Genomic DNA, 14,742 nt, shown 5'->3' with positions numbered 1-14,742 from the left:
GCTAAGTCAGACTGCTTGCATTTCCTTCACCAGCGTTTCCACCAGCCGGGCCGCCGGCATGCCGCGCGCCCGGTCCACGCTGCTGCCGCACCACAGCGACATCCACTCCGTGTCGCCGCGCCGCGCCGCCTCCGCGCGGATGCTGCCGGTCAGCGCGTTCTGCACCGGATAGGCTGGCACTTCCAGTTCCACCTCCGCCATCATCTGCATGAAACGGTTCTCCAGGCCGCGCGCATAGCGGCCGGAAAACGCGCGCGTCTGCCGGGTCGGGCGCGCGCCGGCCGTCAGCAAAGCCTGCTTGTACGCCGGGTGGATGCCGGATTCATTGGTCACCAGGAAAGCCGTGCCCATTTGCACCGCTTTGGCGCCGGCCGCCAGCGCGCGCCGGATATCCTTGCCGTCCATGATGCCGCCGGCCGCGATCACCGGTATCCGCACCGCCGCCACCACCGCCGGCAGCAGCTCGAAGGTGGTCAGTGTGGCGTCCTTCTGCGCGCCGATGAAGGTGCCGCGATGGCCGCCCGCTTCCACTCCCGACGCCACCACCGCGTCCGCACCCGCCGCCTGCCAGGCCAGCGCCTCGGCGATGGTGGTCACCGTACCCACCACGGCAATGCCAGCGGCATGCAGCCGCGCGACCTGGGCCGGCGTCAGGATATCGAAAGTAAAACTGGCCACGGCGGGACGCAGTTCCAGCAGCGTTTCAAACTGCGCGGCGAAATCCTCGCACCACTTGGCAGGCGTCGGCAACTGGTCCCAGCCCAGTTCCTCGTAAACCGGCTTCAGCAGTTCCTTGGCGCGCGCCAGATCCGCTGCGGACGGCGTGGGCGTTCCCTGGACAAAGAAATTGAGCAAGAAAGGCTGCGCCGTCAGGGCGCGGATGGCCGCCACCTGGCTGCGCAGCGTGTCCGGCGACAGCAGCGAAGCGGCCAGCGAGCCCAGCGCGCCGGCGTTCGATACGGCCGCAACCTGCTCGGGCGTATTGCCGCCGCCGGCAGTCGGCCCCTGGATGATGGGATGGGAAAACAGGGACAGCAACTCCATAACAGCCTCCTGAGGCCTGTTGATAACTATCTGGATATCCACAGGCATGATTTGTGAGTAAGCAAAAGCTAAACCTGGACGCCAAAAATTGTCCAGATACAGTCCTTTCGCCGTACACCGTTTACGCGCCGCCTTGTACAAGACGCAAACGACTGATTCTAATCCAGTTAACCCGGTTATCCACAGAAAAGTGGCGACGTTAACAACTACTATTATTTTGTATACACAGCTTTAAAGTAAACCAAAGGCCGACGCTGCGTCACTTCCGCAACGAAAGCCACTGCGAATGTTGGCTTCTTGAAAAATTTGATTCTCGCCAGCTTGGCCTTTCCCCTATACTGAAATGGCAGCGATCACTCAGCCGGAAGCCGGAGTTGCCGTGGCCATACAGCGCAAAAAAACGGAAATCGTCCGCTCCAAAGCCTACCTGCGCTTTCGCCAGCGCTTGTTGTCCGGCTTGCTGACCATGGCGCTGATCGCCATCGGCATAGTCGCCTGGCAACTGCACACCGCCTATCTGGACCGGGAAGCCGGCTTGCGCCGGCAAACCCAGCACTTCGCGCGCGCCATGGAAGCCCATGTGCTGTACGCGATCCAGTTTGCCGACCTGTCGCTGATCGGTTTTTCCAATGCCATCAAGGTCTTGCCGCCCAACAGTTCGGCAGAGTCCATCGCCGCCCTGCTTTCCTCGCGCAGCAGCTCCTTCACGCACGATTTCTGGATCAGCTTTATCGACGCCAACGGCAAAGGCGTCGCCACCTCCAACCATCTGCCCATTAACGGCGTCGACTACAGCGACCGCGACTATTTCCAGTTCCACCAGGACAGCGCATCGCCGCACCAGCTCTTCATTGGCGGCCCCACGCTGGGGAAAGTATCGAAGAAAAAATTGTTTTACCTCAGCCGCAGAGTGGAAAGCAGCGACGGCCGCTTCCTCGGCGTCATCGTCGCCCCGCTGGATGCCACGCGGTTCGCCGCCGTCTTCGAGAATTCCCGGATCACGGACGACGTCTCCATCACCCTGGTGCACCGCAACGGCCGCATCATCGCGCGCGCGCCGCTGTTCGAAGAGGCCTACAACCTGGACCTGTCCAGCGGCGTGTTGTTTGCGAGCCTGAAAGACAGCCTGATCGGCACCTTCCGCACGCCCAGCCAGGTGGACAAAGTGTCCCGCCTGTTCAGCTACCGTGCACTGAACAATTTGCCGCTCATCATAGTTGTCGGCGGAACCGACAAGGATGCGGTCTGGTTCGCCAGCCCCACCTTCATCGTCGCCGGCGGCGGCCTGGCCCTGCTGCTGTTGCTGATACTGCTCAGCGGCATGTTTGCGCTCAAATCCTATGCAAAACTGGAAGAACGCGAGCTGCGCTACCGCCAGCTGTACGAATCGAGCCGCGAAATGGAAGCCAAACTGTCGGCCAGCGAGCAACGACTGCGCCTGATCGCCGACAATCTGCCCATCCTGATCACCTACATCGACCGCCAGGAACGCTACACCTTCACCAACCGCCGTTTCGATGAAGTGTTTGAAATCGGGCCGCAGGCGGCGCTGGGGCGCAAAGTGGAAGAAATCGTGGGTCCGGCTGCCTACGCCTTGTCCCAGCCGCACCTGCAGCGTGCCATGGCCGGCCAGGTGGTCCATTTCGAGCGTCCGATCCAGACCCGGCACGGCCAGCGCTGGGACGGTATCACCTATGTGCCCGATTACGATGCAAACGGACAAGTACGCGGCCTGTTCGTCATGGCCGAAGACATCACCGCCCGGCGCGCCACCGACGAAACCATGAAGCTGGCCAGCCTGATGTACCAGAACAGCAGCGAAGGCATGATGGTGACGGACGCCGACGGTAAGATCCTGTCGGTCAATCCGGCCTTTTCCCGCCTCAGCGGCTATAGCGAAGACGAAGTGAAGGGCCACTGGGCCTACGAACTGACCTCCGGCCGGCAGGACCAGGAATTTTTCCGCAAGATGCAGCACGCGCTGCGCCAGACCGGAGAATGGGAAGGCGAAGTCTGGCACCAGAACAAGCAAGGTGAGCACTACCTGGTATCGCTGCGCTTCAACGCCGTGTTCGACGAGCGCGGCCAGGCCTACCGGCGCGTGGCGCTGTTCTGCGACATCACCAAGCGAAAAGCCACCGAAGAACTGATCTGGCGCCAGGCCAACTTCGACGCCCTGACCGGATTGCCGAACCGGCGCATGTTCCAGGAGCGCATGCGGCTGGAAATGAAGAAGTCCGACCGCGCCGCCTTGCCAATGGCGCTGGTTTTCATCGACTTGGACGGATTTAAGGCCGTCAACGACAGCCTGGGCCATTCCATGGGCGACGTCCTGCTCAAAGAAGTGGCGGACCGGCTCAGCCACTGCGTGCGCGGCACCGACACCGTGTCCCGGCTGGGCGGTGACGAGTTCACCGTCATCCTTGGCGAGCTCAAGGACAGCACCGACGTGCAGCGCATTGCCCGGGACATCCTCGAGAACCTCGCTACGCCCTTCAAATTGGGGCCGCAAATCGTCCACATATCCGCCAGCATCGGCATTGCCTTGTATCCGGAAGACGCGGTGGACCCGGAAACCCTGCTCAAACAGGCCGACCAGGCCATGTATTCAGCCAAACAGCAGGGGCGCAACCGCTACCACTACTACGCAAGCAGCTAGCCTGTTGATAAGTCCATGGATATCCACAGGATGAGATGTGAGTAAGGAAGTGGAAAGTCCGGCGCTCAACATTTGTCCAAGTTTTACCCCTGCACTGGTACAAGCCTTGTCCAGCACCTTATCTTTTCTCCAAATCCCTGTTTTTTAAGCAGTTAACGTAGTTATCCACAGCGAAGAGGACGTTTACTATTACTATCATTTTATATAAAAGCCTTAGTTAACAAACTAAAGAAGCCGCTGATTTGCATGCAAGGGACTGCAGGACAAAAAACTGCGAAAAACACGTAATGTGGATAACCTCATGCATATCCACAGGATGACTTGTGCGTAAACCAGCCACTTCTGCACAGTGAAAATCTTGTCCAGAAGTCGTCCTGCGTAGATACAATGCTTGTTCAGGTGCTTGTAAACGCTGTAAACCCCTGATTCTTAGCTTGTTAACAGACTTATCCACAGAAAAGCGCTGGTTTACTATCTACTACTATTTTTTATATATATCTTTGTTGTAAACCTATAAAAAAACGCGAAGCCCAAAAACGGAGGAAAAATGCGTCTTGGCATCATCAGCGCACTCGCTGAAGAGCAAAACGGACTGATAGAAGCCATGGAAAGCCCGAACAAAGCGAGCCACGGCATGCGCGACTACACCGCAGGCAAGCTATGGAACGTAGACACGGTCTGCGTGCTGTCCCGCATAGGCAAAGTAGCTGCCGCCATGACTGCCAGCATCCTTGTGGAAAAGTTCGGCGTTACCCACATCGTCTTCACCGGCGTTGCCGGCAGCGGCGACCTGGGCGTCAGGGTGGGAGATGTGGTGGTTGCAGACAGTCTGGTGCAGCACGACATGGACGCCAGCCCGCTGTTTTCGCGCTTCGAAATCCCGTTAACAGGCCAATCGCACATTGCCAGCGACCGCGAACTGACGCGCCGCCTGGCAGCGGCAGCGCGCGACTTCCTGCAAAACGAGCCCGGCAGCCCCCAATTTCATCGCGGACTGATTGCCAGCGGAGACCAATTCATCAACAAACGCAGCCAGATCGCCGCGCTCAAGGATGCATTGCCCGAATTACTGGCAGTGGAAATGGAAGGCGCAGCGGTTGCGCAAGTGTGTTTCGAGCTGGGCATACCGTTCAGCGTCATCCGCACCATCTCCGACAACGCCAATGAAGACGCCGCGGTCGACTTCATGCACTTCGTCCAGACAGTCGCCTCCCGCTACGCCTACGGCATCCTCAAAAGCTTCTGTGGACAAACCTGAAGTTATCCCCACGCGCGCTCATTTCCTGCCCGACAAATGGGGTCAGGGTTAATTATCCCGGGCGCAAGGTCTGCCGGGCAGCAAGATGTCGCACCGCACTTCCGTCATTTTTTCCACCTTGTGGAGAAACTCCGGGTTACCCACAGGCTTGTTGTGGTTGAGTGCGTTGCGTATTGCGTGCAGAAGATCGTCGCCTAGGCGGCTGCCGAAGATAGCGCGATAAGTGGACTGCCTTTCAGCGGCGTCTTTTCCCAGGCCCATGTACAGCTCGTGCTGCGTGAGCAAAGGATTCCGTTCTCCCAGCGCGTTGGCGCGAAAGCTGCTCCAGCGGTAGAGGTCCGGCGCCTTCACCATGCGCGCCCGCACCGGATTGAGCTCGATGTAACGGTGACAATGGAACAAATAGGCTTCGGCCTGCACCAGCGAAGAACGATAGCGACCCTCCCACAGCGTGCCGGACCTGTCGTACTTTTCGTTGATGTAGCGTACATACCGCCGACCCATGGACATAAACAGCCTGGCCACGCTGTCGCGATGCTCGGGCGTGAGGAGCAAATGCACGTGGTTCGTCATCAGCACATAGGCATGCAGCGAGCATGCATGCTCGTCGAGCGCACGGCCCAGGCAATGCAGATAGAACTCGTAGTCGTCATCGTCGAAAAAGCAGTCGGCGCGATTGTGTCCGCGCTGCACCAAGTGCAGGGGAACGCCGTCTAGCTGGATGCGGGGTGGGCGGGACATTTGGCAAGCTTATGCCGGGCAGCAATTGGCGTCATGACGTGACGCAATAATTGCAAAATTAATTAACCCTGACCCCATTTTGGTTTGGGGCAAAAAAAAGCCAGGCGGGGTGCCTGGCTTGAGGGGAGACGCCGGAAATTTAGGCGCTGAGGGTCATCAGGCTGGCGTTGCCGCCGGCCGCCGTGGTGTTGACGCACAGGGCGCGCTCGGCTACCAGGCGCCACAGGGGGATGGCTTCTTCCGCCGAGGTGTCGATAACGGCCACCAGAGCCCCGTCACGGGCCGCCAGCTGCTCGCGTACCCCCGGGGCCAGGGCGGACTCAACCAGAGCCACCTGGAAGCTGCAATCGATGCTGGCGAGGCTTGCCGCCTGCTTGACCTGGTCCAGCACCGCCGCCGGCAGGTCCGCCGGCAGCGATGCCGATACCACCACCGCCCGGTTGCCCGTCGCCAGCACAGCGGCGATCTGGTTCAGCAGCACCTCGGCCGAGTTGGCCAGGCAGACCACGTTGCCGCGCGAAGCGAAGCGCAGGGTGTTGCGCTCGCCCGTCGGGCCCGGCAGCTCGATGGTGCTGCCCAAGGTGGTGCTGTGGGCGTACTGGTCGGCCAGCGAGACCAGGCGCTCGCGTCCCTGCCCCTTGGCCCACACTTCCAGCGCGTCCAGCGCCGGCGTGGCCAGGCGGGCGTGCTGGGCCGGCGCGGCGGCGCCGCGCTGCAAGCGCTTGAGGTACAGCGGGCCGCCGGCTTTCGGGCCGGTGCCGGATTTGCCTTCGCCGCCGAACGGCTGCACGCCCACCACCGCGCCGACGATGTTGCGGTTGATGTAGATGTTGCCGACGTGCGCGCGGGCGGTGATGAAGTCGATCGTCTCGTCAATCCGCGAGTGCACGCCCAGCGTCAGGCCGTAGCCGCTGGCGTTGATCTGCTCGACGATCTTGCCCAGGTCGGCGCGCTTGTAGCGGATCACGTGCATCACGGGGCCGAACACTTCCTTGCTCAGCTCGTCAAGCGAGCGGATTTCCAGCACGGTCGGCGGCACGAAGGTGCCGGCCGAGGCCACCGGCAGGTTCAGCGAGAAGTGATTGAGCGCGGATTTTTTCATCGCGTCGATGTGGTTCAGCAGGTTCTGCTGCGCTTCGCTGTCGATCACGGGGCCGATGTCGGTGACCAGGCGGTCCGGGCTGCCGATGTTGAGCTCGCTCATCGCGCCCTTCAGCATTTTGATGGTCTTGTCGGCAATGTCTTCCTGCAGGAACAGCACGCGCAGCGCGGAGCAGCGCTGGCCGGCGCTGTCGAACGCGGACGAGATCGCGTCCTGCACCACTTGCTCGGGCAGTGCGGAGGAGTCGACGATCATGGCGTTCTGGCCGCCGGTTTCGGCGATCAGCGGGATGTCCGCGCCCTCGGCCACGGCGCGCTTGGCCAGGGTGCGGTTGATCAGCTGCGCCACTTCGGTGGAACCGGTGAAGATCACGCCTTTGACGCGCGCGTCGTTGCACAGGCCGGCGCCGACCACTTCGCCGCGGCCCGGCAGGAATTGCAGCGCGGCGCGCGGGACGCCCGCTTCGTGCATCAGTTCGACCGCGCGGTGGGCGATCAGCGGGGTTTGCTCGGCCGGCTTGGCCAGCACCACGTTGCCGGCCGCCAGCGCGGCGGCGGCCTGGCCGGTGAAGATGGCCAGCGGGAAGTTCCACGGGCTGATGCAGGTCACGGGACCAAGCGCCAGCGTATTGGCGGACGAGCCCACCTGCTGCGCGTAGTAGCGCAGGAAGTCCACCGCTTCGCGGATCTCGGCGACGGCGTTGGGCAGCGACTTGCCCGCTTCGCGGATGGCCAGCGCCATCAGCTCCAGCATGTTTTTCTCGAACAGGTCGGCCGCGCGCATCAGCGCGGCGGCGCGCAGCGACGGCTCGGTGGTTTGCCAGTCCATGGCGTAGGCGCTGGCGCTGGCCAGCGCGCTGTCGACATCGGCGGCGGTCGCTTCGGTGACGCTGCCGACCACGTCGCTGCGCTGGGCCGGGTTGATCACCGCTTGCGATGGCTGGCCGATGGTCAGCGCGCCCGCCAGCAGCGGGCCGGCGCTCCAGCTGCGCGGCTCGGCCAGCGCGGCGGCCACCTGGCGCAGCACGTCCTCGTTGGACAGGTCCAGGCCGGCCGAGTTGCGGCGCTCGTCGCCGAACAGGTCCAGCGGCAGGCGGATGGCCGGATGCGGCAGGCCGCCCTGTTCGCGCGCGGCGTCGATCGGGTTCTTGATCAGCGATGCGACCGGAATCGCTTCGTCCACGATCTGGTTGACGAAGGAGGAGTTGGCGCCGTTTTCCAGCAGGCGGCGCACCAGGTAGGCCAGCAGCGTTTCATGCGAGCCGACCGGGGCGTAGATGCGGCAGGCCTTGTCCAGGTTGTCCTTGCCCACCACCTGGTCGTACAGCGATTCGCCCATGCCGTGCAGGCACTGGAACTCGTAGTTGCTGACGCCCGCTTCCTTGGCCCAGGTGTAGATGGTGGCCAGGGTTTGCGCATTGTGGGTGGCGAACTGGGCAAAAATGCGGTCGGTGGCGCCCAGCAGCTTCTGCGCGCACACCAGGTAGGACACGTCGGTGTACACCTTGCGCGTGTAGACCGGGTAGCCGGGCATGCCGTCCACCTGGGCGCGCTTGATCTCGGCATCCCAGTAGGCGCCCTTGACCAGGCGCACCATGAATTTGCGGCCGCTGCGCTTGGCCAGGTCGATCAGGTAGTCGAGCACGAAGGGGCAGCGCTTCTGGTAGGCCTGCACCACGAAGCCGATGCCGTCGAAGCCTTCCAGCGCCGGGTCGAACGCCATGGCTTCCATCAGGTCCAGCGACAGTTCCAGGCGGTCGGCTTCTTCGGCGTCGATGTTCAGGCCGATGTTGTATTGCTTGGCCAGCAGCACCAGCGCGGTCAGGCGCGGCAGCAGTTCTTCCATCACGCGGGCGTGCTGGGCGCGCGAGTAGCGCGGGTGCAGCGCGGACAGCTTGACCGAGATGCCCGGGCCGTCCTTGATGCCGCGGCCGTCGGACGCGCGGCCGATGGCGTGGATCGCTGTCTCGTAGGCGGCGTAGTAGTTGGCCGCGTCCGCTTCGGTCAGCGCCGCCTCGCCCAGCATGTCGTAGGAATAGCGGTAGCCGCGGGCTTCGTTGGGCTGGCCGTTCTTGATCGCCTCGGCTATGGTCTGGCCGGTGACGAACTGGTTGCCCAGCATGCGCATGGCCAGGTCCACGCCTTTGCGGATCAGCGGTTCGCCGCCCTTGGCGATCAGGCGCGTGATGGCCGAACCCAGGCCCTGTTCGCTGCTCGAGCCGACCAGCTTGCCGGTTACCAGCAGGCCCCAGGTGGCGGCGTTGACGAACATGGACGGCGATTCGCCCAGGTGCTTGCGCCAGTCGCCCTTGCTGATCTTGTCGGCGATCAGGCGGTCGGCCGTGGCGCTGTCGGGGATGCGCAACAGTGCTTCGGCCAGGCACATCAGCGCCACGCCTTCTTCCGACGACAGCGAAAACTCGTGCATCAGCGCGTCCACGCCGGAGGCGCGGGTGCGTTCCTTGCGCACCGACGACACCAGGCGGTGCGCCAGCGCCTGCGCGTCGGCGGTGCCGCTTTCGCGCACCTGCCCCAACAGCCACTGCACGGCGCCGGCTTCGTCGCGGCGGTAGGCGGCTGTGATGGCGGCGCGCAGCGGGCTGGGCTGGCGCAGGATTTCGGCTTGCAAGGTGGAGAACGGAGTGGCCGGAGCCGGGGTGGCTGCTTGCATGAAGAGAGGCTTTCTACAATGAGGATTTCAACGCGCACACAGTAAAAAACGCCCGTCCGGCACCGGGCTGGGCGAGCGTAATCGTCTGTTTTGCTACCGCGCTGCTAATGATTCGATTGTAGAGTGAAATCTTCTGGATTAATTCTGGTATTACTAAAGACTAGCCATACATAGTTTTTGATGAGAGAATTTAACCAAATATAATTTGAGGGGGATAACTCATGCTGGACAAGATCAGTAAGAAGATACTGATGGAGCTACAGAGCGACGGACGCATCAGCAACGTGGAGCTTGCTGCGCGTGTCAACCTGTCGCCTGCGGCATGCCTGGAACGGGTGCGCAAGCTGCACGAGTCCGGCTACATCATGGGCTACACCGCCCAGCTCAACCCGCAATTGCTGGATGTGTCGCTGCTGGTGTTTATTGAAGTGGTGCTAGATCGTACCACGCCCGAAGTCTTTGATGCATTCAAACATAGCGTCCAGGTGATCCCCGAAGTACTCGAGTGCCATATGGTGGCCGGCGGTTTCGACTACCTGGTGAAGGCGCGCGTCAAGGACATGGCGGCCTACCGCGAGTTCCTGGGCAAGACCTTGCTGCAAAAAGGCGTGCGCGAGACGCATACATATGCTGTGATGGAGGAAGTAAAAAATACGAGCAAGCTGCCGATCAAATAACTGATTTGCAAGCCTAAGCCGCTACTAGGGAGGTCAGATGAAGTTGCAGCACAAGCAGGTGCGACAGATTTTACGGATACTCGGCGCCACGGCGGCGGGCGCTTTGGCAGCGTGGCTGGCACAGACGGCTGGCGCCGGCGCGCTGTGGCAGGCCACCCTGGCTGGCCTGGTGGCGGCGCTGACGGCGCAGCTGGCCCAGGCGGCGGCCGGCAACGGCGACGACGGCACGCGCCGCTTCGCGCACACGGTGGGCGAGGAAATCGACGCCATCATGATAGGCGCGGCGGAGACCTCTTACTTCGTCGATTCCGTCAAAAAGAAAATCGAAAGCGACGTGCGCACGGCCAGCGAGATCGTGGCCAGCTCCAGCCACAACGCGCGCGCCACCGAGCAGATCGCGGCCAACGCCGAGCGCGCCGCGCAGGTGGCGGCGCGGGTCCGCGCCGAAACCGAAACCGGCCGCGCCGAGGTCGACCAGGGCCTGTCCCGCATCAGCCGCGCCCGCGGCGACGCGCAGCAGGCAGCGGCCACCATGGTCAGCCTGCAGGAAAAGGCCAAGCGCATCTACGGCTTCACGGAAGCCATCACCGAAATCTCCGCGCGCACCAACCTGCTGGCGCTGAATGCCGCCATCGAGGCCGCGCGCGCCGGCGAACAGGGGCGCGGCTTTGCGGTGGTGGCCGGCGAAGTGCGCCAGCTGGCGCAGCGCACCAAGGAAGCTACCGACGAGATCAGCGCCATGGTGCGGGCCATTAACGAGCAGGCCGTGTCGGCCACCGCCGGCATGGCTTCGCTGGCCGGCATGGTGAGCGAGGCGGCCGGCAATGTGGAAACGGTGCACGGGCTGCTGAGCAGTATCGAGCAGTCGTCCGGCGTGTCGGAAAAAGAGATCGGGCAGATCGCCCAGGCTTCGCGCGAGCACGTGGAAACCACGCGCGTGATCGCGGACGCCATCACCCAGATCCGCGACAGCATGCTGTCCACCGACGCCGAGCTGCCGCGCGCCACGGGTTCCGCGATGGCGCTGGCCGAGCGCGCCGAAGTCATCACGGCGGCGCTGGGCCTGTCGGAGATACCGACCGCGCACGATGAAATCCGCACAGCGGCGCAGACAGCCGCGAAGGAAGTGGGCAAGCTGTTCGAGGCGGCCATCGCCAGCGGCAAGATCACGCACGCGGCGCTGTTCGACCGGCAGTACACGCCGATCCCGAACACCGACCCGCCCAAGCACAACACCAGGTTCGACGCCTTCACCGACCGCGTGCTGCCGGACTTGCAGGAAAGCCTGCTGGCGCGCATGCCGCACCTGGCGTACGCGGGCGCGGTGGACAACAACGGCTACTTCCCCACCCACAACAAGAAGTTCTCGCAGCCGCTGACGGGCAATTACGATGTCGACATCGTCAACAACCGCACCAAGCGCATCTTCAGCGACCGCACCGGCAAGCGCTGCGGCTCAAACACCAAGCCCTTCCTGCTGCAAACCTACAAGCGCGACACGGGGGAAGTGATGCATGACTTGTCGGCGCCTATCTTTGTCAACGGCCAGCACTGGGGCGGGTTCCGCATCGGCTACCGCTCGGCTGCGCACTGATCGGCGCGCGGTGGCGGGTGAGCGGTGACGGGTGAGCGGCACCGCCGCTTAACCCGCCGGCTCAGTAGGTATCGCTGCGCGGGCTGGTGCCCGGCGCGGTGCGCTGGGCCACGCTGTTCATGCCTTCCAGGTTGGCACGCAGCCATTTATGCGCCGGGCTGCGCGCGTCGCGCTCGTGCCAGAGCATGTCCAGGTGCACCGCCGGTAGCGTGAACGGCAGTTCCTTGTGGATCAGTGCCTCCGTCATGCCGGTGGAGGCGATCAGGTGCTTGGGCAGCACGGTGATCAGGTCCGAGTTGGCCACCACGCGTCCGGCCGTGAAGAACTGGTTCACCGTCAGCAAAATGCGCCGCTCGCGCTGGATCTGCGCCAGCGCTTCGTCCACCAGGCCGTGTGCGCGTCCCGAGAAGCTCACCAGCAGGTGGTTGGCCGCGCAATAGTTCTCCAGCGTCAGGTCGCTCTTGGCCAGCGGATGGTCGCGCCGCATCACGCACACATAATGTCCGGAATACAGGCGCTCATGGCGAATCGGCGAACTGGTGTCGCTCGACAGCTGGGCCGCCACGCCGGGGAAAAAGCCCACCGCCAGGTCCACGTCGCCGCGCAGCAGCATCGGGCGCGGTTCGCGCGTGGTCAGCGGCACCATGCGCACGTTCACCCCCGGCGCCTCGCGTTCGATCGAACGCATCAGCGACGGCAGCCAGAAGGCGGCGGTGGCGTCGGCCATGGCCAGGCGGAAGGTGGCATGCGCCTTGGACACGTCGAAAGTCTCGGGCGTGACCGCCGCCTCCAGGCTGGCCAGCGCGCTGCGCACGGACGGCCACAGGGCCTCGGCGCGCGGGGTCGGCTTGACGCCGTAGGCGGTGCGGATCAGCAGTTCGTCGCCCAGGCTTTCGCGCAGGCGCTTGATGGCGTTGGAGACGGCCGGCTGGGTCATTGCCAGGTGGCCGGCGGCACGGGTGAGGTTTTGCTCGGTCATCACCGCGTCGAATACACGCAGCAAGTTCAAGTCCAGCGTCAGGAAGCTCATAAATACTCGGCTCGGTGGTAAGGACTCTTATTCACGTTCCGTATAGTTGATATCGGGAAACGGAATTGGATTTATATGTTGCAGCGCACTATAGTGACACTTGATTGTAATTGCACCTGAACTTCAATGTCTACCTTCATTTCTGCTGTACAAGCCTTAACTACTGGAATTTCTATCATGGAAGCCGTTCAAATCCTGCTGGGCGCCGTGCTGGCGCTGGCCATGCTGCTGTTGTTTAAGCCGCTGCTGCGCGGTATCGCGCGTGCGCTGCTGCTGGTGGTGAAACCCAAGCTGAGCAAGGAAGAACGGCTGCAGCGCCGCCTGATGAAGGACGCCATGATGCTGAACCGCATGCTGAATTCGATGGAAAGCGCGCCCAGCCACGCCGCCGAATTGCGCGCCATGGCCGCCCGCGCCTGAGTTGCCCAAGATTTACGCAGCACAGATGGTATTGCGCGGCAGAACGGTTTAATACGTCTGCCGCGCCGCAACAACTTTATTTTTCCCCCAGCAGCTGAGGCTTCAGCGAGCTGTCCACCGGCTTGTCGCCCAGCCAGATGCGCAGGATGGCGTTATAGAACGCCACGTCCGGCAGCGTGCCGCCGACATTCTTGCCGTTCAACATCACCTGCGAACCGGTACCCGGTATCCAGTCCACCGTCAGCACATCGCCCTTCTTCAGCGCGGGGAACATGGCGAACATTTCACCGAATTGTTTGGTTTGCGGCACCAGCTTGGCGCGCTCGGCCGCGTCCGTGTTGTCATTGAGGCCACTCATGAAGGCTTTGCCGAACTCGTCCGACGTGAGCTCGCGCAGCACCACGATTTTCACACGGCGCGGGCCCTCGGCGGCCAGGATCTCGGCCACGGTCGATTTCTTTTCAGGGAGATACAGGCCCAGCGCGTAGACCTTGAAGATGACTTTGGTGCGCAGGCCGGCGCCATTCAGTTTCAGCGTGGCGCCGTTGACGGCGATGGTCTCGTCGAACTTCACGCCGGCCACGTCGGCGGCGAAAGCGGGCAAGGCGGCCAGCGCAAGCACAGCGGCTGCGGCGGCGCTTTTCAGGATGGAACGGCGGGCAAAGGTCATGTTGTCTCCATAAAGGTGTTATGGAGGCAAATATACCATTCCTTTAAGCGTTGTCAGCTTCGCCTTCACCCTTGCCTGCGGTCAAACGCTCGTATTTCGCCATCAGCTGCTCCTTGGTCTCAATCCAGGCCGGATTGAGGGGGATGCATTCCACCGGGCAGATCGCCACGCATTGCGGCTCGTCGAAGTGGCCGACGCATTCGGTGCACTTGTTGGGGTCGATCTCGTAGATCTCGGCCCCCATGTAGATGGCGTCGTTCGGGCACTCGGGCTCGCACACGTCGCAGTTGATGCACTCGTCGGTAATCAGTAAAGCCATGGTAAATCCTTAGCCCGCCGCCTGCGCGCCCTTGATCGCTGCAATTTTCTTTTGCAGCCAGCGGTCGACGGAAGGGAATACAAATTTGGACACGTCGCCGCCCAGCATGGCGATCTCGCGCACGATGGTGCCCGAAATGAACTGGTACTGGTCGGACGGGGTCAGGAACAGCGTTTCGACGTCCGGCAGCAGGTAGCGGTTCATGCCCGCCATCTGGAACTCGTACTCGAAGTCGGACACGGCGCGCAGGCCGCGCACGATCACCCGCGCGTCGTGCTGGCGCACGAAGTCTTTCAGCAGGCCGGAGAAGCTCTCCACTTTCACGTTCGGATAGTGGCCCAGCACCTCGTTGGCGATTTCCAGGCGTTCTTCCAGCGAGAAGAAGGGGTTTTTGTTCTGGCTGTCGGCCACGCCCACCACCAGCGTGTCAAACAGGCCGGAGGCGCGGCGCACCAAATCTTCATGCCCGCGGGTCAGCGGATCGAACGTTCCCGGATATACGGCTACTACCATTGCGGCTCCCTTGCGACGCACCATAGAACGCGCATTATGCCTGAA

General features: G+C 62.6%; 12 protein-coding genes. 5 read left to right on the top strand and 7 right to left on the bottom strand.

Annotation, left to right across the window (positions count from 1 at the left end):
* Nucleotides 1-6: 6 nt before the first annotated feature.
* Nucleotides 7-1,044: a nitronate monooxygenase family protein gene (locus tag ASD15_RS07925; protein WP_057154273.1), complete on the bottom strand. Its 1,038-nt coding sequence runs from the start codon at nucleotides 1,042-1,044 to the stop codon at nucleotides 7-9.
* A 379-nt stretch (nucleotides 1,045-1,423) separates the two neighbouring features.
* On the opposite strand from ASD15_RS07925, the gene ASD15_RS07920 reads away from it, so the two are divergent.
* Together ASD15_RS07920 and ASD15_RS07915 are read left to right on the top strand one after the other, a co-directional pair.
* Nucleotides 1,424-3,703, top strand: a complete 2,280-nt coding sequence (locus tag ASD15_RS07920; RefSeq protein ID WP_057154272.1) for a diguanylate cyclase domain-containing protein — start codon at nucleotides 1,424-1,426, stop codon at nucleotides 3,701-3,703.
* Between the two features lie 547 nt (nucleotides 3,704-4,250).
* Entirely contained in the window at nucleotides 4,251-4,961 is a 711-nt protein-coding gene (locus ASD15_RS07915; protein WP_057154271.1) for a 5'-methylthioadenosine/adenosylhomocysteine nucleosidase, read from the top strand.
* A gap of 48 nt (nucleotides 4,962-5,009) precedes the next feature.
* Here ASD15_RS07915 and ASD15_RS07910 read toward each other — a convergent pair whose 3' ends face one another.
* A complete protein-coding gene (locus ASD15_RS07910; RefSeq protein WP_057154270.1) occupies nucleotides 5,010-5,702 on the bottom strand; it encodes a transposase in 693 nt (230 codons plus the stop codon).
* Between the two features lie 139 nt (nucleotides 5,703-5,841).
* Entirely contained in the window at nucleotides 5,842-9,474 is a 3,633-nt protein-coding gene (gene putA, locus ASD15_RS07905) for a trifunctional transcriptional regulator/proline dehydrogenase/L-glutamate gamma-semialdehyde dehydrogenase (protein ID WP_057154269.1), read from the bottom strand.
* Between the two features lie 221 nt (nucleotides 9,475-9,695).
* Between putA and ASD15_RS07900 the strand changes: the two genes are divergently transcribed.
* Together ASD15_RS07900 and ASD15_RS07895 are read left to right on the top strand one after the other, a co-directional pair.
* Nucleotides 9,696-10,151, top strand: a complete 456-nt coding sequence (locus ASD15_RS07900; RefSeq protein ID WP_028833852.1) for an Lrp/AsnC ligand binding domain-containing protein — start codon at nucleotides 9,696-9,698, stop codon at nucleotides 10,149-10,151.
* Nucleotides 10,152-10,188: 37 nt separating this feature from the next.
* On the top strand, nucleotides 10,189-11,745 hold the full coding sequence (locus tag ASD15_RS07895) for a methyl-accepting chemotaxis protein (RefSeq protein ID WP_057154268.1): 1,557 nt from the start codon (nucleotides 10,189-10,191) through the stop codon (nucleotides 11,743-11,745).
* 61 nt (nucleotides 11,746-11,806) lie between these two features.
* Here the strand turns inward: ASD15_RS07895 and ASD15_RS07890 are convergent, their stop codons facing one another.
* Nucleotides 11,807-12,775 (bottom strand): LysR family transcriptional regulator, encoded by a 969-nt coding sequence (locus ASD15_RS07890; protein WP_057154267.1) that lies wholly within the window; start codon nucleotides 12,773-12,775, stop codon nucleotides 11,807-11,809.
* Between the two features lie 177 nt (nucleotides 12,776-12,952).
* On the opposite strand from ASD15_RS07890, the gene ASD15_RS07885 reads away from it, so the two are divergent.
* Nucleotides 12,953-13,195, top strand: coding sequence for a hypothetical protein (locus ASD15_RS07885; protein ID WP_229418109.1), 243 nt, complete (start codon nucleotides 12,953-12,955; stop codon nucleotides 13,193-13,195).
* A 76-nt stretch (nucleotides 13,196-13,271) separates the two neighbouring features.
* Here ASD15_RS07885 and ASD15_RS07880 read toward each other — a convergent pair whose 3' ends face one another.
* From ASD15_RS07880 to coaD, 3 genes are read right to left on the bottom strand one after another with little or no spacing between them, the layout of a single operon-like run.
* Nucleotides 13,272-13,865, bottom strand: a complete 594-nt coding sequence (locus ASD15_RS07880) for a chalcone isomerase family protein (protein ID WP_057154265.1) — start codon at nucleotides 13,863-13,865, stop codon at nucleotides 13,272-13,274.
* A 43-nt stretch (nucleotides 13,866-13,908) separates the two neighbouring features.
* Nucleotides 13,909-14,184, bottom strand: a complete 276-nt coding sequence (locus ASD15_RS07875) for a YfhL family 4Fe-4S dicluster ferredoxin (protein WP_057154264.1) — start codon at nucleotides 14,182-14,184, stop codon at nucleotides 13,909-13,911.
* 9 nt (nucleotides 14,185-14,193) lie between these two features.
* The gene (coaD, locus tag ASD15_RS07870; protein WP_028833720.1) at nucleotides 14,194-14,697 is read right to left on the bottom strand and encodes a pantetheine-phosphate adenylyltransferase; all 504 of its coding nucleotides are present in this window, start codon (nucleotides 14,695-14,697) and stop codon (nucleotides 14,194-14,196) included.
* Nucleotides 14,698-14,742: the final 45 nt, after the last annotated feature.

Origin of the sequence: Massilia sp. Root351 (genome assembly GCF_001425045.1) — a bacterium.
GTDB lineage: Bacteria > Pseudomonadota > Gammaproteobacteria > Burkholderiales > Burkholderiaceae_D > Rugamonas.
The sequence above is the reverse complement of the archived record's forward strand: the minus strand, read 5'-3'. Positions and strand labels throughout refer to the sequence as shown.

What these genes read in the sequence shown, in the direction of transcription:
- ASD15_RS07925 (WP_057154273.1), bottom strand. Translation starts at nt 1,044, where the DNA reads ATGGAGTTGCTGTCCCTGTTTTCCCATCCCATCATCCAGGGGCCGACT.
- ASD15_RS07915 (WP_057154271.1), top strand. Translation starts at nt 4,251, where the DNA reads ATGCGTCTTGGCATCATCAGCGCACTCGCTGAAGAGCAAAACGGACTG.
- ASD15_RS07910 (WP_057154270.1), bottom strand. Translation starts at nt 5,702, where the DNA reads ATGTCCCGCCCACCCCGCATCCAGCTAGACGGCGTTCCCCTGCACTTG.
- putA (WP_057154269.1), bottom strand. Translation starts at nt 9,474, where the DNA reads ATGCAAGCAGCCACCCCGGCTCCGGCCACTCCGTTCTCCACCTTGCAA.
- ASD15_RS07900 (WP_028833852.1), top strand. Translation starts at nt 9,696, where the DNA reads ATGCTGGACAAGATCAGTAAGAAGATACTGATGGAGCTACAGAGCGAC.
- ASD15_RS07895 (WP_057154268.1), top strand. Translation starts at nt 10,189, where the DNA reads ATGAAGTTGCAGCACAAGCAGGTGCGACAGATTTTACGGATACTCGGC.
- ASD15_RS07890 (WP_057154267.1), bottom strand. Translation starts at nt 12,775, where the DNA reads ATGAGCTTCCTGACGCTGGACTTGAACTTGCTGCGTGTATTCGACGCG.
- ASD15_RS07885 (WP_229418109.1), top strand. Translation starts at nt 12,953, where the DNA reads ATGGAAGCCGTTCAAATCCTGCTGGGCGCCGTGCTGGCGCTGGCCATG.
- ASD15_RS07880 (WP_057154265.1), bottom strand. Translation starts at nt 13,865, where the DNA reads ATGACCTTTGCCCGCCGTTCCATCCTGAAAAGCGCCGCCGCAGCCGCT.
- ASD15_RS07875 (WP_057154264.1), bottom strand. Translation starts at nt 14,184, where the DNA reads ATGGCTTTACTGATTACCGACGAGTGCATCAACTGCGACGTGTGCGAG.
- coaD (WP_028833720.1), bottom strand. Translation starts at nt 14,697, where the DNA reads ATGGTAGTAGCCGTATATCCGGGAACGTTCGATCCGCTGACCCGCGGG.